Genomic DNA, 25,083 nt, shown 5'->3' with positions numbered 1-25,083 from the left:
ATCTCTTAGCTACTTTAATTCTTGTATCAGTGAAGAGATGCGCTCACGCGCTAACTCAAACTCAAAATCATCGATATCTAAAAGTATTTGAGTAATTTGCTCTTGGTGACTAGAACATCCAACTTCGCGAAAAAACGACAACTCCCCTTCATCTACCATGTTTTGCTCTACACTGTTGAGCATAGCTTCCAGATGACTGAGCAGCAACGCGTTATCAATGCTTTCATTAATGGCATTTTCTGCATACAAGGGAGACTCATTCAACATCAACTCTATCTTGTCTAATGCACCGCGAAGCTGATTGATTTCTTCAATATTAACGCGTGCTTTCAACGCCTGTGCTTCTATCTCCTTGGTGATATGAAAAAACGTAGTTAAACACAGATTGCCAGACGTTCCCTTCAGTCCATGGGCAAGCTTCGCAACAACGTCATAATCTTCTCTGATGGCAGCACTCATTAACGCATCGACTTTTTCTCTACTTGCATTGGAGAACTTGTCGACCTCCCTTAGCACAATATCTTCGCTCCCCCACAAACCAACCGCTTTTGTGATATCTAGTACAACCTTTTCAACGTTGAACGTCGTCGCTGATTCATTTTCATGTGAATGGCCAGTTGACGTACTTACCACATGGGAGTCAAGTTTTAATACGCGCGCAACCTCTTCCATGAGCAAGTTAAAGTCCACGGGTTTATTAGCAAACCCTTCCATTCCTGCTTTCTGAGCCGCATGCTTATCTTGTATTAGGACACTTGCCGTTAGGGCGATAATAGGCGTTGAAGGTAAGCTGTGCTCTTTCTCATATTCTCGACGTCGTTTTGCCGCTTCTAGCCCATCTAACTTGGGCATTTGCAAATCCATTAACACCACGTCGAATGGCGCTGACTCCATTTTTTCCAGCGCCAATAAACCATCTGTAGCAGTATCGACTTGATGTCCTGCTCGCGAGAGAAGTAGAGATAATAATTCTATATTTTGCTGAACATCATCAACCACCAATACGCGTAATGTTGCGTCAATTTTCATTGAGGTTAGCTGTACTTTATCGGAAGCGTACTCGCATGCTTCAACTTCTTCCAATGGCAGCCTAAATGTAAATGTCGTACCTTCGCCTTTTTCGCTACTGACACAGATATTTCCCCCCATAAGTTCGACGAGTTGTTTTGATATTGTGGTCCCTAACCCCGTTCCACCATACTTTCTGCTCATCGACGCGTCGGCTTGTGAAAAAGGATCAAACACACGCTCTACCTGCTCCTGCGTCATACCTATACCCGTGTCTGAGACGGCAAAGTAAACAAAGTTCGCATCACTTCGTACGTTAACCGTAACCTCACCCTCATGAGTGAATTTAACAGCGTTACCAATAAGGTTATTGAGGACTTGTCGCATACGCTCAGGTACGCCTCGATACGCATTGGCTACTGAATCGTCAACATTGAGCACGAGGCCCACTTTTTTGCGTTTTGCCTCTAACCAAAACGTAGAGATAACCAAGTCTAACTCTTCGCGGATAAGGAAATTACGGTAATCCAAATCGAGCTTACCCTTATCCAACTTTGCGCTATCAAGGATATCGTTAAGTAAATGCAACAATGAACGGGCCGACCGGTTTATCGTCGTTAAGTGAGACTTTTGCTCTTCGCGCAGCGACTCTCCTAACATCAAGTCGCTAAAACCAATAATCGCGTTCATAGGAGTACGAATTTCGTGACTCATATTGGCAAGGAATGCAGTACGTGCGGCTGCCGCTTGTTCAGCTTTGTCTTTCGCAGCTTTTAACTCATCCTCCATTACCCGTCTTTGAGTTATGTCTGAAATGAAACCATCGACGTAAAGGATGTTGCCATCATCGTCTTTAACGTGAACACCGTGTTCAGTAACCCACTTCACCTCACCTGATTTCGCTATAATTCGGTACTCGTAGGAGAAAGAACCCGTATCATCGTTAATATTAGAGAGTCGCTCAACGTCATCGGGATGATAGAGGTCAGTAAACGAACGCTTTGGGTCAGGTAAAACAAAGTCACTCGCCGGATAACCAGTCACTTCTGACACAGCATCACTTAGAAAAACCATAGGCCAGCCTGGCATGTTCAAACACCGATAAGCCATACCTGGTATGTTAGATATTAAGCTTCTAAACTTGGCTTCACTTTCACGCAGCGCATCTTCCATTTCTCTTCGTTTTCGAAGGTCTGAAGCAAAAAAAACAAATACGGGCTTACCTTCTATTTTGGTGTACCCAACACCAAGGCGTGCCGGAATTCGTTCCCCGCCCTTACGGATAATCTCAACTTCCCTTCCGGTACCGATAATTTGTTCAGTTGGCACAACGCGTTGGCTAAAAAAGTCATCGTTATATACATGCCGTCTTTCAGGCGGAACCATCTCAATGGCTTTCATTCCTACAATTTCTTGCTGGGTATAACCATAAATTTGCTCTACAGCAGGGTTCGCTGTTTTAACAATTCCTTTGTCATCAACGGTCAGGATGGCATCGACAGCAGTATCAGTGATGGCGCTTTGAATTCGCTCGCTTTCTATTGCGCGTATCATGACGTCACGGTATTTAAATAAAAGACTAATGCCCAAAACAAGGATTATCAGTACCAAGGTAACAATAGCAATAGCAATAGCAAGAAAAACGGCTATGCTTGATGATTGGCCTGACGCTTCCATTCCTGGAGGAAGAACAAACCTTGCAGCAGCCATGCCAGTATAATGCATACCAGCGATTGCCAATCCCATAATAACACTCGCCAAAATCACATGTTTACCCAGCATCTTTCTGCTTTTGGTTGCAGCAGTAATACCGAATTTAATCCACAGCGATAGCATTGCCAAGCCTACGGCGACCACAATAGAGAGTACAAACATACCAATGTCATAGCGAAGAAGTGGCGCCATCTCCATTGCGGCCATACCACTGTAGTGCATGGTACCTATGCCAGCCCCCACCAATACACCGCCTAATAATACTTCCGTGATACTTATGCGTGTTTTGACTAAAAGATTAAGCGCAACCCAAGCTGCAGCGACACCTGGAATGGCAGAAAGTGAGGTAATTAAAGGGTCGTAATCTACTGGCAAGCAAAGGTCAAACGCTGTCATACCTAAAAAGTGCATTGACCAGATGCCACCACCTAGCGCGATACTTCCTGTTCCTAATAACGTATTTCGTCTAAGTGCGTCATGAGTAACAGAAGCTTGCCCCGCAACGTTAAACGCCATAAATGATGCGAACACGGCTACCAATAAGGATAAGACAACAAGGGGAAAATGATATGCCCCCTCAATTAAAGTGGCGTGCTCTTCGAACGTAAAAAAACGAGACATCATAACGCGGCCAAACTACCTGTTAATTTAATTTTTAATGAAGGCGTGAACTTAAGTTAGCACACTCGTTTGTTGGGTGTTCTAATTAATTCGTAGGATTTATACAAATTACCGTGTAAATCAGCAAATGTTTAAGTGCATTAGCGCTAGAAAAGAAAAAACCCAGCGAATGCTGGGTTCTAAATGTGGTTGCGGGAGCAGGATTTGAACCTACGACCTTCGGGTTATGAGCCCGACGAGCTACCAGACTGCTCCATCCCGCGACTGTACGGTTTAGTTTGCGTTAACAAAACTTTAATTTTGGTTTTTCTAAATTGGTTGCGGGAGCAGGATTTGAACCTACGACCTTCGGGTTATGAGCCCGACGAGCTACCAGACTGCTCCATCCCGCGACTGTACGGTAAAGCACGCTTATGCTGTGCTTTGAAATTCTGGTTATTTTCTGTGGTTGCGGGAGCAGGATTTGAACCTACGACCTTCGGGTTATGAGCCCGACGAGCTACCAGACTGCTCCATCCCGCGCCAGAAAATTAACGTTGTAGCTGATGCATTTCGCGCCTCGCTTCAACGTGGGGCGTATTATACATAGAGACTTGATCAACACAAGTGCTTAGCACCGAAATATTTCATTTTTCTGACTGTTAGCGGCTTAATTAACCAACATGCTCAAAGTTAATACAAATTAACGGTAAAACAAGCTCATTTAAAACAGTTAACTGCCCAAACTATTTAAATTTTTCCATTTTTTCAGCAAGTGAAAAATCGAGATCCGTTAGCCCATCAGCATCATGAGTGGTCAGGGTAACTTCTACTTTGTTGTATACGTTAAACCATTCAGGATGATGTTTCAGTTTTTCTGCCCAAATCGCGATTTGCGACATCCACCCAAATGCACGGATAAAACTTTTAAATGTGAATGTTTTTTTGATGCAATCACCGCTTCGCTCCCAATGTGTGCCGTCTGTAACTAAATCATTAAGTGCAGCCAGTTTAGTCGTAATAGTATCTTCCGATAGCTTTGTCGGCATTATTATCTCCCAGTAGGTTTCCATAAGTCTTTTACTTACTCTAAATAATGAAAGTTAGATTAGAAAAGGGATATGCATAAAACTTGAAAAAATGTGTGGAGTTTTTAGTTTACAAAAAGCCGGCTTTGGAAGCCGGCTCTATCTTTCTATAATTTTGAGCAATAACCTTAAAACTCTATTGCTAACCTCGCGTAAATTTGTCGACCACGAGGATCATGTACTTTCGAATCGAAACCGCTGTTTGTGAATACCTGTGGTGGTTCTTCGTCAAATAGATTGACTCCACCTAAGGTTAATACATAACTTTGATCAGTGTCGAAAACGCTACCTAAGTCAATGTTGTACTGAGCGTCAACCGTTAACATGCTGTCGATTTCATAAAAACCATTTGCACATCCAGCGGTATTACTTGTTCCATCTGCACAGTTTTGATCATCGTCATATGATGATATGTATCTTAGGAACAGGTTTGCTGCGTGTACATCATGTTGCCAATTAAGGCCAATATTCATACGTAACTCTGGCGATGACACACCTATGTTATTGAAGTTACGTCGACCAGCACCATCTACATCCCCTGCTTGCGGGTCGCTCAAGTCATACTTAGTAATATAAGTTGCTTGTATTGTAGGTGTAAAGTTGCCAAGCTCAGTCTCCATTTTATAGCTGGAAACAAAGTCTATCCCCGATGTTTCCAGTGAACTTGCATTAACATAAGTATTGTTAATCTGTAAGACTGGCCCCGTTAAAGGGTCACCTGCTCGTACGATCCGCGATGTGTCAGTAGGGTCTGCGTTCAAAAGCGCTTGCGCATTCTCTTGAATGATCAAATCTTCAAATTCAAAGTTCCAATAATCTACCTCAATTGATAGGTCTCTGAACGGCTCGTAAGAAAAACCTATGTTGTACGCTGTAGATTCCTCAGGCTTTAAGTCCTCATTACCCGATGTACGCACAGCGACAAAAGCTTGCGCACCTTGCACAGGGTCGACAACTTGTTGTAGTGAAGTAGCTCCCCCTTGAGCAAGGAATACGGTTGGCGCCCTAAATGACGTCGAGATCGAGCCTCGTAACGAAAACTCGTCTGTCGCGCGCCACGATATAGCCAGCTTAGGATCAACGGTACTACCAATGCTACCGCCGTAATCTTCATAACGAAGAGCTAACTGCACGTCAAGTTCGTCACTAACAGGTAATGCTAATTCCCCGAATGCTGCCCAAACATCTTGGCTTCCATCTAAATCAGGGTTGCCGATAACAAAGGTGAAGCTGTCTTGATTAGATAATTCATCGTAATCCTGTCTCAGGCTGTTTTCACGATATTGAACCCCAAGTGCAAGCGCGGCATAACCGCCACCCATTTCGAAAGTATCAAAAGAGGTAAATGCTTCGAATACTTCTAAATCAGATTTAGAGTCGATGACCTGCTTACCCGTAAATGAATTAAGTACATAGTCTGAGTTAGGCGCACTTGTATATGACGTTGCAAATGGATTGAAGAATTCGCAGCTTCCCTCACCTGGTGTTCCCAAAACTGGATTACAGTTTGAACCGCCAAAACCTAACAGCGCGAGTTGAAATTCAGTATTCAATACATCAGGTACTGAAAATACAAAGTCATTTACCGCTCTTGTATAACTTATTTCCCAGAAACCACTATCAGTAACGCCTTGTAAATTTGTGCTAAAGCGGAATGTATCCGACTCAGTATTTGCAGCATCGCCGGGCTGCCCATTGCCTTCAGCACGGCCAAAAAACGAAACTGCACGCCCAAATGGATTTTGTGGGTGATAGTCTGGAACCACTGGTGCTGTCAAAATAGGAAAGCTTGGTGCACCACCACGCTCGGCTCGGTTCCGTGCCATGCCAATTTCAGTCGTCCATGTGATGTCGTCTGAAAATTCGTACTCGGCACGGGTATATGCATTAATGCGGCTTTCATCCGGGACATAAGAATAGAAGGGCCCGAAATCGAAACCACAAAGGCCCACATCAAGCCCAGGCACTGTGCCTTCCGGCGCTAGTATCTGTGGAAAACCACCGAATTCTTCACATCCAAACGGGTCGATAACTGGAACACCTGGCGCAATGAAGAAACTCGCTGGATTCCCCAAGGCACTGGTATCGTCTTGCGGGCGACTCAATCGTCTGTCGTTGATAAAAAGCGGAGAACGATTTGTATAACTAATGGCCGCTATAACATTACCTTTGTCGCCCGTTGCTCCCCATAGACCCTGAAGGACATATTCTTTATTATCGCCATGTGCACCGTCTTGATAATCGACACTAACCATAGCGCCATCATAGTTACGTTTCGTTATGAAGTTAACTACACCCGCCACGGCGTCTGAACCGTATAAGGCAGAAGCACCGTCTTTTACCACTTCCATTCTATCGATGGCTATCATGGGTACAAGTGAGCTAGTGTCGACGAAATTTAAGCCCTCGTTGGTAGGCTGCGCAGTAACAACTTGACGTTTGTTATTAAGAAGAACCAAGGTTGATGCCACGCCTAAACCACGTAGGTTGATATTAGAGGTTCCCGCGGTAGCATTTTGCGTGAAGGCATCGGGGTTGTTTTCTGCACCTGTATTAATTGTTAACGTTTGTGTGATGTCCGCGATATTTTTAGCGCCGATCGAATCAATTGCAACGCTGTCTACTACCGCTAGCGGCGACGGAGATTCAAAGTTTTCGCTTCTGCGAACAAAACTTCCGGTAACGAGAATAAGTTCAACGTCTTTCTTGGCATCTTGCTCAGTTTCAACGTCAGACTCTTGGGCTGATGCGATGTAAGAAGAGCAAAATAACGCAGTACCGACCATAGCGGCAACTGCTGTCTTACGCGTTTTTAATTTCATAGTGTGATTCCAAATCTGGGCTTATCACTACCGGCACTACTACCCACACTTTCCGCTAGCAACAGGCTGTTCGATTTTGTGTTGTTATTGTTTGAAGGTGACAGAATGTCGACCTACATGATTGATACTATGCTCGAATTTTAATTTTGTAAATTTATTGTGAATAATATGTTCACATTAATTTTACACATGGTCAGACCAGATAGACTTAAGGCTACAGAGTCCAATGCCTCATTCACAATTTCTAAAAAGCGTAGTGAGAAAATGTTTCTCTGTGTGCGTAATTTATTCACTTGTGCGTTTCCAGCACAGACCACATAAAAAACTTAATCTTTTCAAATCAGAAACTTAAAGATTATATGTTACGGAACAATTCTTGATTCAGCTTAGTTATAAATAAGTAAATGGTTATGAGGTTTATGGATTTTCCAAAGGTAGATGAGGTGTACAAGCTGCTAAGCTCGAAGCTTGAAAGCTGGATAGAAGGTGCAATTACTCTCCTTCCTAATCTTGTCGTCGCCTTTTTAATTGCCATATTGTTCGGCGTTATCGCAAAGATGGTAGGTAACGTTGTTGGCAAGTTAATGCGACGCACGTTTGAGTCCCGTCAAATTGCCGGTCTACTCACTTCAATTATTAAATCCATTGTCCTCTTGGCCGGCATATTTATAGCGCTAGATTTTGTCGGCCTTAAAGGCACAGTTACTTCATTGCTTGCAGGTGCAGGTATTGTTGGGCTGGCCGTCGGTTTTGCTTTCCAAGATATGACAGAAAACTTTATAGCAGGAATAGCAATGGGTATTAGAAAGCCCTTTGAAATCGGCGATGTCATTGAGGCGGAGGGCGTGTTTGGTAATGTGAAAGAAATTAATCTTCGAAATACACTAGTTGAGACCTTCTATGGCCAACTTGAAGTTATCCCTAATAAAATTTTATTCCGAAATATACTGACAAATTACTCAAGTTTAGGATATCGAAGAATAGAGGTCCCTGTCGGGATTTCTTACGCCGACGATATCGAAACAGCCGCTAGCGTTATTACCAACGCAATGAACGATAAAGATTATGTTATCAAAAAAGATGAAACTGCTGTGTATGCAGAATCATTCGGCGACTCTAGTATTAATTTATTACTGTGGTTTTGGATCCGCTACCCTGGCGAGCCCGGTTTTATGATGGTTAGACACGACGCCATCAATACTATTAAAACGGTGCTTGAAGATAACGATATTCTTATTCCATTTCCAATTAGGACTTTGGACTTTAATGCCAAAGGCGGCGACAAACTTAATGCCATGCTGAAAGAGCACAACGAGCAAGGTAGCAATAACAATTCAAATTCATCAAGCCAGAAGTCTGATGTAAAAGCAGGTGACACCCCAGATCAACCTGGGAACGAGTAAAGTAAAAGGAGATACAAATGGAAATATTAGATTCAAAATCACTTAAACACGCATTCTTAGCTATGATTATCACAGCAAGTTTTGGAATTTTAGGCGGCTGCGCAACGATTGAAGGCGCCGGCAAAGATATTCAAAGCGCTGGAGAAGCGGTAGAAGAAGGTGCTGAGGAAGCGTCTAATTAGGTTTTAGCGTACTTATGTAAGATTAGCCTGATGCTTTTTAACAGAGTTAGAACGCATCAGGCTTTTACACTTCATATAGGTTACCTTCTACAACAGCACCTCATTTTTTCAAGCTGATACTTACTCAGCCTTTTATGTAACGCAAGGTAATAGACATTTTTTCATGCTAACAACCTTTCTCACATTATTATGGCTTGAGCACCGCTAGCATAAGAAACCCTCCAACCAGCGCAGGGTTACCACTTGACTTCAACAAACAACTCGCCTCAACTTTAAACAGCTTGCCTTGCGGCTTTTCGCTAACATCAACGAGTTTAAATTGATATTTAACTGCGTCGTTACTCTTGACCGGTTCAAGGAAGCGTAACTTATCTATTCCATAGTTAATCATTGATGCGATGCGTTCACTTGGGGCAATAACCTCTGCAAATGCTTTAGGCATAAGACTGGCAGTGAGAAAGCCGTGAGCAATTGTCGTTTTAAATGGACTTTCATTTTCGCACCTAACCGAATCTAAATGAATCCACTGATGGTCGCCTGTTGCATCTGCAAATTGATTAATCATGTCCTGTGTTACTGTTAACCATTCGGGTTGCGCAAGCGACTCGCCTATCGCTAAATCTAAAAGTGTCTTCATAATTTCAGTCCAATCTCCATTTATTAACGACAAAACTACTATTATTTAGTTGAATACTTCAATTAACTTTTAATAATAGGTATTTATAAATATTCTTGTTACACTATCGTAAATTATTCGTAGATGCTATGTAGCATGTCATCAAAGTGTTGGCCAAAAGCACTGTGGTGCAAACTAGCGCCTCTTCATCTATTGGCTATGTTCAGGGCACTCGCTCTTAAAGGATTAGTTATGAATCTCAATAGAATCGATTTGAACCTTTTTGCAGTATTCGACGCCATTTATACGGCAGGAAGCTTAACCAAGGCAGCAGATGTCTTGTGTATTACTCAACCAGCAGTAAGCAACTCTCTCGCAAGACTGCGAGAAATGTTAAACGATCCCTTGTTTGTTCGTACTGGTCACAGCATGACACCAACACCTGTAGCCCAAAACATTATTGTGCCTGCGCGTCAAGCATTGGCATTGTTGCGCAAAAGCGTTCAGGAAAGCCACACGTTTGATCCTTTAACTGCCGAGAAGTCTTTCAATTTTGCAAGCAGAGATTTACTTGAAGCTAGTATTATGCCTCGATTGGTTGCTCGCCTTCAGAATCTAGCACCCAATATTGGCTTGACCAACTATGAGATACCTAGAAGCCAAGTAGTATCTGCTATGGCAGCGGGTACATTAGATTTTTTTGCTGATGCATCTACGTTCACTGACCCTCACCTTTGCAAAGAAAAAATCGCACAAGACAGGTTTGTAGTACTTGCTCGCAAAAACCACCCTGCTCTAAAAAACGGCTTAGACTTAGATACTTTTTTGCGCTTGGGTCATATTAACGTGTCTCAACGTAAATCAGGCGCAGGCCCTATTGATATAGCGCTAGACAAAATGGGGAAAAGAAGAAAAGAGGTAATGCGTGGTCAACACTTTTTAACGGTTCCAAGTACCATTGTTAAAACAGACTTAATAGCGTGTTTACCGTTTCACTTAGCAAAACACTACGACCTTGCCATTTATGAAATGCCATTCGATCTACCTGCAGTAGAGTATTATTTGTATTGGCACGTCAGTGCAGACCACGACTACGCACACATGTGGATGCGCGAACAAATAATGGAAGTAGCAAGTAACTTCAAGCCGCACTAACTTAAAAACAACGCCCCAATGGGGCGTTGTCTTTGAACCAAACATGGTTATAAAACCTCATACCTGAGTATTACTCCCATCATTTCCAAAACATAATTTTTTGCGTTTAATTGTGCCCGAACGAGCAATCAAACATTTAAAATACTTGAGGAATTAACCATGTTGAAAATCGTTAAAGCTTCTCTTGTTATCGCGGCGACACTAGGTGTATCGGGCGTGGCACAGGCTGATGTGAGCGAGGCGCTTGCAAACATTTGTACTATCGTACAAGCAGACGACAAAGGCGAATTACGTAAAAAAATGCGTTCTGTAGAGTCAGACTACCGCATGAAGCTAAAAGACTATTACTCAGGTATTAGCTGCAGCGGAAATAGCCTTATCCGAACGGCTCTTTTGAATAATGCTGTAGAAGCAGGTGAATTGCTGGTTAAGAAAATGCCAAAGAGCGATTTACAGGCACCTGAAGCTGACGGTAAAACGCTACAGGCTTGGGTTGCCGAAAACGGCTTACAAGACAACCCGATTGCAGCGGTACTCAACGACCGACTGTAAAACAGTTTCACGCCATGTGAACCAGTTCAACATGGTTGCAGAGAAATCTGCACTTTAAGAAGCGACCTTCGGGTCGCTTTTTTCTTTGTAGCAGACACAAAAAAAGAAGGTCGCGTACTACCCTCTTTTCATTTCAGCTAACTTTGTTTGACTAACTTTGATTGACTAACTAGCTTTTGCCATAGCAAGCTTGGATTTAGCAAGTTCTTCACTTAGTAAAAGCACAGGCTAGTTTTGATATATGCGCTCTAAATCAGACTGGTAGCAACCCGTAAACACTTCATGTTTAGCTAACTCACCAAACACCTCATCTAGCTCAAGAAAGCGAAGCGCATTAACTTCATTTTCTTTTGCTGCTTGATGTAGCTTGTCAGCTAGAACGTCATTGATTTCCAGAGGTTTCCCTTCTTGCGACCTACGTTTATCAGAAAAATATGCCCGGCAGGCTACCACCAGAGCACTAATGCTTACATCACGCCCCGCAGCCAAGTTATCTTTTAGTATTGGCAGTTAAAATACCGGTAATTGGGCAACAACACATTTCCCGTATACACACACTAGCAGAACAAGAGGATTTTAGTTTCGTCTAGGATCGGAAATTTAGATAGCGTTTTGCCACTGTACAAAGACGGATTTATTCATGACGACGAACTAGGCGTACTGGCTGATTATGGCGCGAGTGGCGAAATAATCAGCTGGACATTCAACGAAGAAGGCGCGCTCATAAAATGCGATATCAATGAAAGAACGACCAGCTTTAAGTTAAAGGCAACGCCAGAGAAACCCGTAATCGGTATAGCAGCGGGCGACAATAAATTTAAAGCTGCAAGAAGCGCACTTCGCTCTAAGTTCTTATACTGGCTTATTACATTAGAGCGCACAGTGTCAGCATTACAAGGTATCTAGCATTAATTTGGTTCTTTTGAAAAGTAAGTCTACACATGTTGTGTGTGGTATTACTGAAATATAGATGGGCCACTATTACATCCTTGACGCTATTTCAATGCAAAGAAACAGCATAGATGCTGTTTTCTTGCACTTTTTTTGTTCGTTTAACAATCTCATTCTTCATCGTGCAATTAGCTCTTAACCCCTTTAATACTAAAGGCTATAGCGCCACCTTCTCTTCTACATCTTTAGTATAAGGTATTAACCAATATACTTAGTTATTTGAGTGAATGTTTTTTAATCATCTTGATTGTTTTTTAATTAAAGCCGAACAAACGAACCGATTAATAAAACAAACGAAGGAAATTTAACCATGTTGAAAATCGTTAAAACTTCACTAGTAATTGCAGCATCTTCTTTGGCTTTCTCTAACACAGCACAAGCTGATGATATAAATCAAGCGCTAGCTAACATCTGTACTATCGTTCAAGCAGATGATAAGGGTGAATTGCGCAAAAAAATGCGTAGTGTGCAATCAGACTACAAACTTAAGCTTCGCGACTACTACTCAGGCATATCTTGTGGCGGTCAAAGCTTAATCAGAACTGCACTTTCAAACAATGCTGTTGAAGTTGGTACACTGCTAGTAAAGAAAATGCCAAGTAAAGATCTACAAGCACCAGAAGCTGATGGTAAAACACTACAAGCGTGGATTGCTGAGCAGGGTCTGCAAAGCTCACCAATTTCAGCTGAGCTAAACGACAGAATTTAACACCTATTTCACATTGCCATGTGAACCGTTTCAACATGGTAGCAGCGAATGCTGCACTGAGAGGCCCCACTGCTACGGGGCCTTTTTTATTGTCTGTGGCCCATGCTACCTACCAAACCGCATAGACAATTCCCACTCCTCTCAAGGCGAGTCTATACATGTCTGTACTCTTTGTTGTGTCAACTTGATATAGAACCGACTATACCTGCTGCAAAACGCTGCGATTAAAAAGATTTTAAGTCTCGATTAGAGAGTGATTATCTTTAAGCACAAATATCAATAGCTTTAATACTTTCTTATTTTCTTATTTGGACCTTGAAGTTCAAAAGCTATCAACTGGTAAACGTACTGAGCGTTACCGTCCCCCGCGTTTGATTTATCGGCAGTGAACCAAGTAGAAAAAGCAATTTGATTTACCTTCTAGAATCAGAATTCACGGCAATAAGTATACTTTGGTATACCTTGTTATTTTACGATATGTTTTTCAGCCACTTAGATTAAGGTTTAATACATCTCAACGAACAAACACAATCTTAATAACAACAACCGAAGGAATTTAACCATGTTGAAAATCGTTAAAACTTCTCTAGTAATTGCAGCATCTACTTTAGCTTTCTCAAACGCAGCACAGGCTAATGACATTAACGAAGCACTAGCAAACATTTGCACAATTGTTCAAGCAGATGACAAAGGCGAACTTCGTAAGAAAATGCGTAGCGTTCAGTCAGACTACAAACTAAAGCTTCGCGATTACTACTCTGGCATTTCTTGTAACGGTCAAAGCCTTATTCGCACAGCTCTAACGAATAATGCGGTTGAAGTGGGTACGCTTCTTGTAAAGAAAATGCCAAGTAAAGATTTGGCTCAGCCAGAGTCAGACGGCAAAACTTTACAAGCTTGGATTGCTGAGCAAGGTCTACAAAGTTCACCTATTTCAGCTGAGCTTGACGGCAGAATTTAATACAACAGATTAGTCACACCATGTGATACACCGGTTCAACATGGTAGCGGCAGGACGCCGCACTGGAGGCCCCTTTTTAGGGGCCTCACCCCTTTCTAGGCCCCTATAAAATCAATCACTTCTTTTTACACCCACTCAAGCATTTCTCTGTGTAACCAATGTAACGCCCCTCGGATTGAAAGCTTTGATATTAATGGAACCTTGCGTTCAATTTTATCTAGTGCTCTTAATTCAAACACATCATCCTAGTCTCCCCACTATAATAGCGTTGGTCAGCGAATAACTAATGTATAGAGCCCCCTAAAATTTTGCGCACTTAGAATTTAAGAGAGTACAGCCATTTCTGCACTCCCACGCTTTGCTAGGAAGCTTACCAGCACCTTCTGAGTGGGCAATTACCTATGCGGATTGGTATTACTCCTTCTATTCAGTATTACAAAAACAAAAAGGCCGAGTAAAATAACGCCCTTCATGTTTATTTGGGCTACATTATTTTCTCGGCCTTTAGTGCGCCTTTTCTTAACGCACGTGTTTTGCTGTTATGTCACTATTCGATAGCAAACATGCTCTCTGGCATAGACATTAAGTTGTCAGCACCTGACTGCATAGCTGAAACAAGCGAGCGAGTGCGGGTTAACAAACGGTCAAAGTAGAAGCCCGTTGTTAAAATTTTACTCTTATAAAACTCGGTTTCTGTGCTACCTGCATCAAGCTGCTCTTGTGCCTTCACTGCCATTTTAAGCCAGAAGTAAGCAACAGTGACGTAACCTGAGTACATTAGGTAATCGACAGACGCTGCGCCAATTTCATCTGGGTTTGACGCTGCTGCTTTACCAATGTCCATGGTAATTTGCTGCCACTCGTCAAGATGAGAGTTAAGTGCATTGGTCCAAGCGCTAAACTGGGCGTTGTCGCGCAATGAATTACAGTAGTCGCGAACTTCTTGAACAAATACATTAAGTAATTCGCCATTAGAGCCCATTACTTTGCGACCTAATAAGTCAACAGCTTGAATACCCGTTGTACCCTCGTACATAGTACAAATACGTGTATCGCGAGCTAGCTGCTCCATGCCCCACTCTTTAATAAAGCCATGGCCGCCGTAAACCTGCATGCCATAGCTAGTTGCTTCTTGAGCCGTTTCGGTCAAAAACGCTTTAACAATAGGCGTTAAGAAAGCAAGTTTAGCTTCTGCGACCTGCTTTTCTGCCGCATCATCGCCGTAGAGCGTGACGTCAACCATTTGCATGCAGTAAGCCGCTAGCGCACGATTTCCTTCAGCAAACGCTTTTTGTGTGAGTAGCATACGGCGCACATCAGGATGCACAATTATTGGGTCAGCAGGGCCATCAGGGTTTTTACGCCCAGTTAGTGAGCGAAACTGAATGCGGTCTTTCGCATAGCGCAATGCGCCTTGGAAAGAAGCTTCAGATGCAGCTAAGCCTTCAAGACCTGTGCCGATACGCGCAGTGTTCATAAAGGTAAACATGCAGTTTAGACCACGGTTAGGTGGGCCAATTAAGAAGCCCTTTGCGCCGTCAAAGTTGATAACACAGGTTGCACTGGCTTTAATACCCATTTTGTGTTCAATACTGCCACAGGCTACAGCGTTTCTGTCTTGCTTTTCACCCTCTTCAGATACGTTGAACTTTGGTACCACAAACAGTGAAATACCTTTAGTGCCCTCTGGTGCGTCAGGCAAGCGAGCTAAAACAATGTGTACAATATTTTCAGACATATCATGTTCACCCGCAGAGATGAAAATCTTTGTGCCTGTTAAGCTGTAGCTGCCATCTTCTTGAGGCTCGGCACGGCACTTAAGCATACCTAAGTCTGAGCCACAGTGTGCTTCAGTTAGACACATTGTGCCTGTCCACTCACCGCTAACCAATTTTTCAAGAAACATTTTTTGCTGCAGTTCCGTGCCATGAGCTTTAAGGGTTTCCATACAACCCTGACTGAGACCAGGGTACATAGCCCACGAGTGGTTAGCACCAGAGAACCATTCAGCGATAATAGAAGACAACGAATAAGGAAGCGCTTGGCCACCAAACTCTTCTGGGTGCGACATACTTGGCCAACCACCGTCAACATAGGTTTGATAAGCTTCTTTAAAACCTTTTGGCGTAGTAACGTCTCCGTCAACCCACTTACACCCTTCTTCATCGCCAGACGCGTTGATAGGTGCAAGCGTATTTTCAGAAAACTTAGCCGCTTCAGCGAAAATCGCCGAAACTAGGTCTTCAGAGGCTTCATCGAAACCCAGTTTTTGATAGTGATTTTGATAATCTAGTAGCTCATGTGTTACAAACATGGCGTCACGTTGTGGAGCTTTATAACCTTCCATACCCAATACCTATATTACTTCAAATAGACCAGCAGCGCCCATGCCGCCACCGATACACATGGTGCAAACAACATATTTCGCACCGCGTCGTTTACCTTCGATGAGTGCGTGACCCACCATGCGAGCACCGCTCATGCCGTATGGGTGACCAATAGAAATGGCACCGCCGTTTACATTTAATAGTTCGTCTGGAATGCCCAACTTGTCGCGGCAATACAATACTTGTACCGCAAACGCTTCGTTAAGCTCCCATAGACCGATATCATCCATGGTTAATCCATGCTGCTTTAATAGCTTAGGGATGGCGAACACTGGGCCAATTCCCATTTCATCCGGCTCACAGCCTGCCACTGCAATCCCGCGATAAATACCAAGAGGCTGAGCATTGCCCTTCGCCGCTGATTGCTCATCCATAATAACTGTCGCGCTTGCGCCATCAGAAAGCTGGCTTGCATTACCCGCCGTGATACATCCGCCCTCAATGACAGGGTTGAGTGCTTTAAGACCCTCTAGCGTTGTTTCAGGGCGATTACCCTCGTCTTTCGACAAAGTTACTTCGCGTTCAGAAGTTTCCCCTGTTTCTTTATTGAATACAGCTTGTGTTGCTGTGATAGGGACAATCTCATCATCAAACTTGCCTGCTTCTTGCGCCGCGGCTGTGCGCATCTGGCTTTGGTAACCGTATTCATCTTGTACGTCACGGCTGATGTTGTAGCGCTTGCCAACTACTTCTGCCGTTTGAAGCATAGGCATGTAAATATCCTTGTGCTTAGCAACCAGTGCAGGGTCAACGGCGCGAAACATATTCATGTTCTTATTTTGCACAAGTGAAATTGAGTCTAAGCCACCCGCAACCATAATGTTGGTATCGCCTGTACGAATTGAATTCGCTGCGGTAGCAATGGCATACATGCCAGAACTACATTGGCGGTCGAGTGTCATACCTGCTACGGTGACCGGTAAACCACCCGCTAGGCCAGCCAAGCGGCCAATATTCATGCCACCACTGCCTTGGGTTAGCGCTGCGCCCATTACCACGTCGTCGACACTGGCAGGGTCGATCCCTGCGCGTGCTACCGCGTTTTGAATAGCATGGCCACCTAATGAAGGGGCTGGTAAATTGTTCAGTGCACCTTTATAAGCGCGCCCGATTGGCGTACGTGCTGTACTTACGATAACTGCATCGCGCATTTTCATGTTCCTTTCAGTTGGGCTGAAAGTTCAGCCAAAGTTTAGCTAGGCTTATTTGCTACTTATCAAAAATACCTAGCTTTACCAAATTCGGATGTCGGGTAACGAGAGCTATCGCTAGCTCTCACCGTCGATTAATTCTCGCTAACGAGAGCTATGTTTATTTCGTTTTATAGCTTTTAAACGTGCCGCCGCTTTGGGCCAATTTCACCAACAAATCACTTGGTTCAAGCCACATCTTTCCGTAATCACCCAATTGATCACGATAGGTAGTCAGCTTATCTAAAATAGTGCCTAGCCCTACTTCGTCGGCATATTGCATAGGGCCGCCGCGATACACGGGGAAGCCATAACCGTAAACATAAATCACATCGATATCGCTAGATTTAGCTGCAATGCCTTCTTCTAAGATGGCAGCACCTTCGTTAATCAATGAGTACATGACGCGAACTAGAATTTCCTCATCGCTAATGTCTGAACGCTGAACCACGCCTAAACGTTCTGCTTCTTGCTTAGCAATTTCTAGTACTTCTGGATCTGGGACAGGCACTCGACTGCCAGGTTCATAGTTGTAAGCTCCGCGTCCGGTTTTAAGTCCGTTGCGCCCCTTTTCTACCAAGCGATCTGCAACTGCACCGTAAGCGGGGTCGTGTGCAATGTGCTCTTGTCGAGACTGTCGTACATAGTAGCCAATATCTAATCCAGCCATATCACCCATAGTGAACGGCCCCATTGGCATGCCAAACTCGGTTAAAACCCGATCAACTTGCTCAGGTGTTGCTCCTTCTAGCAGTAAGCGGTTAGCTTCACGGCCGTAAGGCTCAATCATGCGGTTACCCACAAACCCGAAACATACGCCAACCAAAACAGCGACTTTTCTGATTTTCTTGGCCATCTTCATACAAGTTTTAATAACTTCAGCAGATGTCTTTTCAGCTTTAACCACTTCAAGTAGCTTCATTACATTCGCTGGCGAGAAGAAGTGAAGACCAATCACGTCTTCAGGACGTGATGTGGCAGTAGCAATTTCATCAATATCCAGCGTCGATGTGTTCGAAGCCAAAATAGCGCCCGGCTTACACACTTTATCTAGCGTCGAGAATACGGTTTTCTTTACTTCCATCTTTTCGAAAACCGCTTCTATGACAAGATCAACATTAGCTAAGTCATCATACGACGTAGTGCCTGAAAGCAGTGCCATACGGCTCTCTACCTGCTCTTGGGTTAATTTGCCTTTTTTCGCTGAGTTTTCGTAATTCTTTCTGATAAGCGCTAATCCCTTCTCTAGCGCTTCTTCTTTGAGCTCGAGCATGGTAACTGGAATGCCGGCATTGGCGAAATTCATAGCGATACCACCGCCCATTGTTCCGGCGCCGATGATCGCGACTTTTTCAATGCTGCGCTCAGGAGTATTTTTGTCGAAATCGCTTACGTGACCTGCTGCGCGTTCAGCAAAAAAGAAATGCTGCTGGGCACGCGCCTGTGGCGTGTTCATACACTCCATGAAAAGCTTGCCTTCATTTTTAAGGCCATCTTCAAAAGCGAGCGTGTAAGCACCGCGTACCGCTTCGATACATTTTAATGGAGCAAAGAAACCACGGGTCGCTTTTTTAGTTTGTGCAGTTACTGCATCAAACACCGCCTGCGTTTCGTCAGACATGGACAGCGTGATATCACTGGTGCGTTTAATCGCTTTATCTGGCGTTAATGCTTGTAAATACGCTTTTGTATCTTCAAGTAAATGCTCAGGCTTATCAGAAATTTTGTCGAAGACACCTGGAAGTTTGACCACCGACGTAGGCTTGCCTGTTACGATCATTTCTAACGATGTTTGTGCATCGGCTAAACGAGGAAGGCGCTGAGTACCGCCTGCGCCCGGTAATATGCCTAGATTTACCTCTGGAAGACCCACCTTATTGTCGGCAAAGGTGATGCGATGATGGCAAGCTAGCGCCACTTCTAAGCCACCGCCGAATGCTGGTCCAGGGAGAACAGCAACAACCGGCTTAGACGCATTTTCAATCTTGTCTAGTACCTCAGGCAGCATGGGAGACAAATCGCCACCAGAGAATTCGCTGATGTCAGCTCCACCCGAAAAAATAGGTAGTGAAGAAGTAATAACAATGGCACTTACGCTGTCGTCATTTAGTGCATTGTTTATGCCTTCTATCAACCCTACTCTGATAGCGCGTGACAGCGCATTAACGGGCGCACTTTGCATTGTCAGCGTGGCAACACCCTGTTGTACTGCATATTCTACGGCTTTATTTTCCATCTCAGTCATAACCATGTCCTGTTTATCACGTTAACTGGATGTTATTGCAGTGTTGTCAATCATCCAAGTTTATTGGTGTTATAGACATTTATCATAATATTTAATATTGACCGCCAGCCCCTTTGTGAATTCATTTCTCTGCGCAGAGCCTGTCCTACCTTGCCTAAGGTTTATTTGACAGAAAATAAAACCGGTGTTTTTGTTAATCGAGCAACACTTGTAATTACATTTTATTTACAAAAGGATGATTGGCTATGCAAGTGCTTAAAACACCGGAAAGCGCCTTTAATAAAATCACTGACTTTCCTTACCCACCCCGTTTCACTGAAATAACTGACACAGTAAGCGGTGAAATAAGAATGGCCCATTATCAATGTGGACCTAAAGACGGACATACCGTGCTATTAATACACGGCGAACCGACGTGGGCTTATTTGTACCGCAAGATGATGCCCATATTGGCTGATGCGGGATTCAATGTCATAGCGCCTGATCTCATTGGTTTTGGACGCTCAGATAAACCAGTAAGAAAGGAGGACTACTCCTACGCTCGTCATGTGATATGGCTAAAAGACTGGTTTTCACAGGCTACTAAGGGCCCTGTTACACTCTTTTGTCAAGACTGGGGAGGTTTACTAGGCCTGCGACTTGTTTCCGATATGCCTGAGCGTTTTTCAGGTGTCATGGTATCTAATACTGGGCTGCCCACCGGCGATCATTCGCCTAGTGATGCTTTCATCAAGTGGCGTCGTTTTTCTCAGGACGTGCCCGAATTCCCCACCTCAACCATTATTCAAAATGCAACAACCACCGAATTAGACGAAGCAACGCTGGCTGGCTACGACGCCCCCTTCCCTGACGAAAGCTACAAAGCGGGAGCCCGCATTTTTCCTCTTCTAGTTCCTACAAGCCCCGATAATGCTGAGGCGCAGGCAAATAGAAAAGCTTGGGAAAAACTGAAGCAATACAATAAACCTTTTATTACGGCATTTGGTGATAGTGACCCTGTGACCAAAGGTGGCAATAAGGTATTTGAAAAGCTCGTTCCCGGCTGTAACGGCATGGCCCATACACAGATAGAAAATGGTGGTCACTTTATTCAGGAAGACCAAGGGGAACTGCTGGCCAATCTGCTTGTTCAGTTTATCCAGAATACGCAGCTTAAGTAACAAGACTTTCAGCCGACACGAAACTATTAATTATTAGGAGATAACAATGGACGCTCTACTCGACTTTTCTGGACAAGTCGTATTAATTACCGGTGCAGGCAGTGGTTTTGGCCGCCTGTTATCGCTAGGTCTTGCCAACCGAGGAGCGAAACTCGTTCTTTCAGACATTAACGAAACCGCCCTTGAAGAAACGCAAAACGACGTAAAGGCGCTAACAGATGCAGTCGTGATAGCAGGCAATATAGCAAGCGAATCGATTAACAAAGCTCTAGTCGATAAAGCCATGGAAACCTTTGGCAAACTAGACATTGCCGTAAATAATGCGGGTATAGCGCATAACCCAGCGCCAATTCATCAAATGACAGAGGAAATCATGGATTCGCAGTTTGCAGTGAATGTTAAAGGCGTTATGTTTGGAATGAAGTACCAGATACCCGTTATGTTGGCACAAAAGCAAGGTCACGTTTTAAATGTTAGCTCACTCGCGGGCTTGGGCGGAGCGCCAAAGGGCGGTGCGTATGCTGCAGCAAAACATGCCGTGTCAGGGATAACTCGTACAGCAGCTGTGGAATATGGCCGCAAAAACGTGCGCGTAAACGCCATATGCCCCTTTTACAGTCCAACCAACATTCTAAATGTAGACGGCTACAACACCCCTGAGGCAAGAGAACAGCTTGGCATGGGAAGCCCGATGAAACGACTGGGCGAACCACAGGAAATCGTTAACACCATGATGCTGATGCTTTCCCCTGGCAACTCTTACATGAACGGACAAACCATAGCAGTAGACGGAGGCGTTACCGCATGGTGATGTATTGCTTGAGTATTAGGCACAAAGGTATATAAAAAAATACCCTTGTATAACACCTAATCTTTCGATTCCATTCCACATTCGGTGTAATGAAAGCGAACAAACAAAGCCGATGAATGAGGTGGGTGCAACCACCTCAGCCATCGACATCAAATCAAGTAGTACTTAATCAGATTGTCTAGCGTTTACGTTGAACAAAAAAGAGAAAAAATGTGATGACAAGGCCAAATAAAAACAGTTTTTTAGCTATCGCACTTTTTCTAGCACATTCGTTGATGAATTGCAGTTTCGCGCAAGAAGCCCAACCTACGCTTGTAAATATGAAGGAAGCGCCTTCATCCCAATTACTTAAGAAGCAGCGCCAGAATAAACCGCTAGCACTAAGCACAGTGAAGCGCGGTAGCAGTACTTCGCTTAAAAGCGCCAAACAGTTGAAAAGCCAGTACCTTATTCACAGCGCACTGCCGAGTGATCGCTTTAGTGCGAAGTAATTCCTAGTCTAGAACCCGGCACTCAGCTTACCTTCCAACAAAATCGCTCCACGATAACGCCTTGGTCATAGCGCCTTTGTAATAACGCCAACTAAATGACATTAGCGACATTTAAGCCCATTATACTAATTATGTATAGCGCGACACCATTTTGAAAACTATCTTTAAGGTTAACACCGGTAGAAATAGTCATAAGAAAAGAGGTAAGCATGCTATTAAAACCAAAACATATCGCGTTATTGCTTACGTTGGCCATTACAGTGTCTGCTATGGGATAGGTACGAAGACGTTTCAACATTGAAACGTCCTTCATAAGCAGTTTTTAATCGCAGTTCTTTCTTGCTTGAAGCAACATGTTATTTGTGAGATTAACGTTTGAAGAACTCAAAACTTAGCGGATAGGTCCACAGCTCTCCTTTATTTGCTTTAACCGCTGCCACAATAGCAAAGACGAAATTCATCAGACCTAGAACGATAAAGCCCAGCGCTCCTATAATTATTAACGTCAATACAAAACAAATAACCGAGTATATAAGCAAGCTTATCAACCAATTCGCAGTCACCCTGCCGTGCTGGTTGATGTCTTCGTTCTGATCTTTGTGAGCAATCCATAGCACGATAGGCAATATGACCCCCAAACCAGGTATAACGAAGCTGGATAATTGAGAAACATGAATAAGCGTGCAATAGCTTCGAGCGTTTAAACCCCAATAGAGTGGTTCTTCCGTTGACATAACTTTTCCTTTCTATTTAGTTGGTGCTATCTGATAAATATAAGCATCTATTGTTTTGCTGCAGCCTAGCTTAACTGGAACAATTACTTTTTCGTATTGCTCATATTCAAAATCATAATTTTGCGCATTATTAGGTTTTTAATTTCATGAGAGGCCGTCTCGATATTAAAGGCTCATCATTACTTTCCCAGAGCAAGTTTTTGTACTCTGTCTATTATGTCTTGCACTACAAGGCTTCATGCATACACGAACATCAAATTTGTTTTACAAAAGCTGCGCAGCATTACACAATGCTACCGCATGTCTATGTGAACATCGATTCACTTTAAAATCAAAATAATTAAAGGACAAAGTATGCTCAATCATAAACGTACTCTTATAGCAGCATTAGTAAGCGTTTCGCTTATGGGATGTGGCGAAAGTACACCACAGACAGAAACTAAACCAGAACTCACAGCGCAAGATGCCAAACAGTTTTTAACACAGGCGCAAAATGACATTGCGAAAATGCAAGTTCCTGCCGCGCACGCAGAGTGGAGCTACGCTACGAACATCAATTTCGACACAGCAGCAGTGAGTGCTTATTTTAACGAAGTACTTTCAATGAAAGTGGCTAAGTTAGCGAAAGAAGCGGCGAAGTTTAACGATGTAGAAGTAGATACCGACACTCGCAGACAGCTTGACCTACTTAAAAACAGTTTAACAATGCCGCCGCCGGCAGATGCGCAAAAAGCTGAGCGTCTTGCAAAAATTGGTTCTGATTTAAGCGCCTTGTACGGCTCTGGTGAGTATTGCAGCGAAGATGGTACGTGTAAAAGCTTGGTCGAAATGAGCGCTGAAATGTCTACCCTACGCGATGCCGATAAATTGTTAGAGTATTGGACAGGCTGGCGTGAAGTATCTAAACCTATGGCACCACTTTATGCCGAGCAAGTATCACTTGCCAATGAAGGTGCTGCAGAACTAGGCTTCGAAAACGTCAGCGCCTTGTGGCGTGGCAAATATGACATGCCAGCAGATGAATTTCCCAAAGAGTTAGATCGTCTATGGACGCAAGTAGAGCCTTTTTACGAGTCACTACATTGCCATGTTCGCGCTAAGCTAGGTGAACACTATGGCGAAGATGTGGTACCACAAGACAAGCCAATTCCTGCGCATTTGTTAGGTAACATGTGGGCGCAGTCGTGGGGGAATATTTACGATATCGTTAAACCTCAGCAAGAAATGAAAGTGCCCGATGTTACAGGTGCATTAGCTGAACAAGGGTATGACGAAATCGCCATGGTTAAACAAGCAGAGTCATTTTTCTCATCGCTTGGCTTTGAAGAACTTCCTGATACCTTTTGGAAACGTTCTATGTTTCAAAAGCCAGACGGCCGTGACGTGCAGTGTCATGCTTCTGCATGGGATTTAGACGATAAAGACGACCTTCGTATTAAGATGTGTATTCAGAAAACGGGCGAAGAATTTAACGTTATTCACCATGAATTAGGTCACAACTACTATCAACGCGCTTATAAAGACCAGCCGCTTCTTTATCGTGGTTCAGCCAATGACGGGTTCCACGAAGCCATTGGTGACACTATTGCACTATCCATAACGCCTAAGTATCTTAAGCAAATTGACTTAATTGATGAGATCCCAGACGCATCAAACGATATCGGCATGCTGATGCAGGTAGCGCTTGATAAGATAGCCTTTATTCCCTTTGGCTTGATGGTAGACCAGTGGCGCTGGAAAGTGATGTCAGGTGAAGTAACACCTGAACAATACAACCAGCTTTGGTGGGAGTTGAGAGAAAAGTATCAAGGCGTCATGGCGCCAGTGGAGCGCGGTACCAGTGCGTTTGATCCAGGTGCAAAATACCACGTTCCAGCCAACGTGCCCTACACGCGTTATTTCTTGGCGCATATTCTTCAATTCCAATTCCACAAAGCACTGTGTGACATTGCAGGAGATGAAGGTCCATTAAATCGCTGCTCTATTTATGGAAGCGAAGAGGCTGGTAAAGCATTAAATGAAATGTTAGAAATGGGCATGAGCCAACCGTGGCAAAATGCATTAGAGACATTGACAGGCTCACCGCAAATGGACGCCAGTACCATTGCCGATTACTTTGCGCCGCTAAAAACATGGCTTGATGAACAAAACGCATCCCGCCAGTGTGGTTGGTAACTCGCTCTGGTACTTAAATCACAACACAGTTGTGAACATTTTTAATAGACAAAGCCCCTAACCACGGGGCTTTTTCTAAACAAATTAAACTTTTGTTCTATTGAAAGTCCCCTGAATTAGCGTAGTTTTT

The 25,083-nt window shown here is 43.7% G+C and carries 21 protein-coding genes and 3 tRNA genes; 11 read left to right on the top strand and 13 right to left on the bottom strand.

Features of this window, described 5'->3' with window-relative positions:
- Positions 1-9: 9 nt before the first annotated feature.
- From ACXAGV_RS08105 to ACXAGV_RS08080, 6 genes are all read right to left on the bottom strand, one after another.
- On the bottom strand, positions 10-3,345 hold the full coding sequence (locus ACXAGV_RS08105; RefSeq protein ID WP_474872806.1) for an MHYT domain-containing protein: 3,336 nt from the start codon (positions 3,343-3,345) through the stop codon (positions 10-12).
- A gap of 183 nt (positions 3,346-3,528) precedes the next feature.
- Positions 3,529-3,605 (bottom strand) — tRNA-Met (locus ACXAGV_RS08100).
- 52 nt (positions 3,606-3,657) lie between these two features.
- Positions 3,658-3,734, bottom strand: a tRNA-Met gene (locus ACXAGV_RS08095).
- A gap of 53 nt (positions 3,735-3,787) precedes the next feature.
- Positions 3,788-3,864, bottom strand: a tRNA-Met gene (locus ACXAGV_RS08090).
- Positions 3,865-4,067: 203 nt separating this feature from the next.
- Positions 4,068-4,370 carry a 4a-hydroxytetrahydrobiopterin dehydratase gene (locus ACXAGV_RS08085; protein WP_474835831.1) on the bottom strand — a complete coding sequence of 101 codons (303 nt, stop codon included), beginning with the start codon at positions 4,368-4,370 and terminating at the stop codon, positions 4,068-4,070.
- Positions 4,371-4,537: 167 nt separating this feature from the next.
- The gene (locus ACXAGV_RS08080) at positions 4,538-7,231 is read right to left on the bottom strand and encodes a TonB-dependent receptor plug domain-containing protein (RefSeq protein ID WP_474872805.1); all 2,694 of its coding nucleotides are present in this window, start codon (positions 7,229-7,231) and stop codon (positions 4,538-4,540) included.
- A gap of 419 nt (positions 7,232-7,650) precedes the next feature.
- On the opposite strand from ACXAGV_RS08080, the gene ACXAGV_RS08075 reads away from it, so the two are divergent.
- Together ACXAGV_RS08075 and ACXAGV_RS08070 are read left to right on the top strand one after the other, a co-directional pair.
- Positions 7,651-8,634, top strand: a complete 984-nt coding sequence (locus ACXAGV_RS08075) for a mechanosensitive ion channel family protein (RefSeq protein WP_474872804.1) — start codon at positions 7,651-7,653, stop codon at positions 8,632-8,634.
- 17 nt (positions 8,635-8,651) lie between these two features.
- Entirely contained in the window at positions 8,652-8,816 is a 165-nt protein-coding gene (locus ACXAGV_RS08070; RefSeq protein ID WP_474872803.1) for an entericidin A/B family lipoprotein, read from the top strand.
- A gap of 187 nt (positions 8,817-9,003) precedes the next feature.
- Here the strand turns inward: ACXAGV_RS08070 and ACXAGV_RS08065 are convergent, their stop codons facing one another.
- Positions 9,004-9,453 (bottom strand): MaoC family dehydratase, encoded by a 450-nt coding sequence (locus tag ACXAGV_RS08065; RefSeq protein WP_474872802.1) that lies wholly within the window; start codon positions 9,451-9,453, stop codon positions 9,004-9,006.
- A 231-nt stretch (positions 9,454-9,684) separates the two neighbouring features.
- On the opposite strand from ACXAGV_RS08065, the gene ACXAGV_RS08060 reads away from it, so the two are divergent.
- Positions 9,685-10,587, top strand: a complete 903-nt coding sequence (locus ACXAGV_RS08060) for a LysR family transcriptional regulator (RefSeq protein WP_474872801.1) — start codon at positions 9,685-9,687, stop codon at positions 10,585-10,587.
- A 159-nt stretch (positions 10,588-10,746) separates the two neighbouring features.
- Positions 10,747-11,139 carry a DUF3718 domain-containing protein gene (locus ACXAGV_RS08055; RefSeq protein WP_039224051.1) on the top strand — a complete coding sequence of 131 codons (393 nt, stop codon included), beginning with the start codon at positions 10,747-10,749 and terminating at the stop codon, positions 11,137-11,139.
- A 228-nt stretch (positions 11,140-11,367) separates the two neighbouring features.
- Here the strand turns inward: ACXAGV_RS08055 and ACXAGV_RS08050 are convergent, their stop codons facing one another.
- Entirely contained in the window at positions 11,368-11,628 is a 261-nt protein-coding gene (locus ACXAGV_RS08050) for a hypothetical protein (protein ID WP_474872800.1), read from the bottom strand.
- Between the two features lie 123 nt (positions 11,629-11,751).
- Here ACXAGV_RS08050 and ACXAGV_RS08045 point away from each other — a divergent pair, with 123 nt between their 5' ends.
- The 3 genes from ACXAGV_RS08045 (at position 11,752) to ACXAGV_RS08035 (ending at position 13,760) form a co-directional block, all read left to right on the top strand.
- Entirely contained in the window at positions 11,752-12,045 is a 294-nt protein-coding gene (locus ACXAGV_RS08045) for a sugar-binding domain-containing protein (protein ID WP_474872799.1), read from the top strand.
- A 355-nt stretch (positions 12,046-12,400) separates the two neighbouring features.
- Positions 12,401-12,799 (top strand): DUF3718 domain-containing protein, encoded by a 399-nt coding sequence (locus ACXAGV_RS08040; RefSeq protein WP_039224045.1) that lies wholly within the window; start codon positions 12,401-12,403, stop codon positions 12,797-12,799.
- A gap of 562 nt (positions 12,800-13,361) precedes the next feature.
- On the top strand, positions 13,362-13,760 hold the full coding sequence (locus ACXAGV_RS08035; RefSeq protein WP_474872798.1) for a DUF3718 domain-containing protein: 399 nt from the start codon (positions 13,362-13,364) through the stop codon (positions 13,758-13,760).
- Between the two features lie 547 nt (positions 13,761-14,307).
- Here ACXAGV_RS08035 and ACXAGV_RS08030 read toward each other — a convergent pair.
- The 3 genes from ACXAGV_RS08030 to ACXAGV_RS08020 form a co-directional block, all read right to left on the bottom strand.
- A complete protein-coding gene (locus ACXAGV_RS08030; RefSeq protein ID WP_474872797.1) occupies positions 14,308-16,107 on the bottom strand; it encodes an acyl-CoA dehydrogenase C-terminal domain-containing protein in 1,800 nt (599 codons plus the stop codon).
- Positions 16,108-16,116: 9 nt separating this feature from the next.
- Positions 16,117-17,298 carry an acetyl-CoA C-acyltransferase gene (locus ACXAGV_RS08025; RefSeq protein WP_474872796.1) on the bottom strand — a complete coding sequence of 394 codons (1,182 nt, stop codon included), beginning with the start codon at positions 17,296-17,298 and terminating at the stop codon, positions 16,117-16,119.
- 160 nt (positions 17,299-17,458) lie between these two features.
- Positions 17,459-19,582 carry a 3-hydroxyacyl-CoA dehydrogenase NAD-binding domain-containing protein gene (locus ACXAGV_RS08020; RefSeq protein WP_474872795.1) on the bottom strand — a complete coding sequence of 708 codons (2,124 nt, stop codon included), beginning with the start codon at positions 19,580-19,582 and terminating at the stop codon, positions 17,459-17,461.
- A gap of 245 nt (positions 19,583-19,827) precedes the next feature.
- Here ACXAGV_RS08020 and ACXAGV_RS08015 point away from each other — a divergent pair, with 245 nt between their 5' ends.
- From ACXAGV_RS08015 to ACXAGV_RS08005, 3 genes are all read left to right on the top strand, one after another.
- Complete coding sequence (locus ACXAGV_RS08015) at positions 19,828-20,742, top strand: haloalkane dehalogenase (protein WP_474872794.1); 915 nt, start codon at positions 19,828-19,830, stop codon at positions 20,740-20,742.
- 46 nt (positions 20,743-20,788) lie between these two features.
- Positions 20,789-21,553, top strand: a complete 765-nt coding sequence (locus ACXAGV_RS08010) for an SDR family NAD(P)-dependent oxidoreductase (protein ID WP_474872793.1) — start codon at positions 20,789-20,791, stop codon at positions 21,551-21,553.
- A gap of 215 nt (positions 21,554-21,768) precedes the next feature.
- Positions 21,769-22,044 carry a hypothetical protein gene (locus ACXAGV_RS08005; RefSeq protein WP_474872925.1) on the top strand — a complete coding sequence of 92 codons (276 nt, stop codon included), beginning with the start codon at positions 21,769-21,771 and terminating at the stop codon, positions 22,042-22,044.
- Between the two features lie 91 nt (positions 22,045-22,135).
- On the opposite strand, the gene ACXAGV_RS08000 is transcribed toward ACXAGV_RS08005, so the two are convergent.
- Entirely contained in the window at positions 22,136-22,342 is a 207-nt protein-coding gene (locus ACXAGV_RS08000; RefSeq protein WP_474872792.1) for a hypothetical protein, read from the bottom strand.
- A gap of 70 nt (positions 22,343-22,412) precedes the next feature.
- Positions 22,413-22,778 (bottom strand): DUF4870 domain-containing protein, encoded by a 366-nt coding sequence (locus ACXAGV_RS07995; RefSeq protein WP_474831272.1) that lies wholly within the window; start codon positions 22,776-22,778, stop codon positions 22,413-22,415.
- Between the two features lie 354 nt (positions 22,779-23,132).
- Here ACXAGV_RS07995 and ACXAGV_RS07990 point away from each other — a divergent pair, with 354 nt between their 5' ends.
- The gene (locus ACXAGV_RS07990; protein WP_474872791.1) at positions 23,133-24,953 is read left to right on the top strand and encodes a M2 family metallopeptidase; all 1,821 of its coding nucleotides are present in this window, start codon (positions 23,133-23,135) and stop codon (positions 24,951-24,953) included.
- The last annotated feature ends 130 nt before the right edge of the window (positions 24,954-25,083 follow it).

The sequence above is a fragment of the Alteromonas sp. ABH4_453 genome (genome assembly GCF_056160665.1).
Note: the sequence above shows the minus strand (reverse complement) of the source record. Positions and strands in the feature narration are given on the sequence as shown.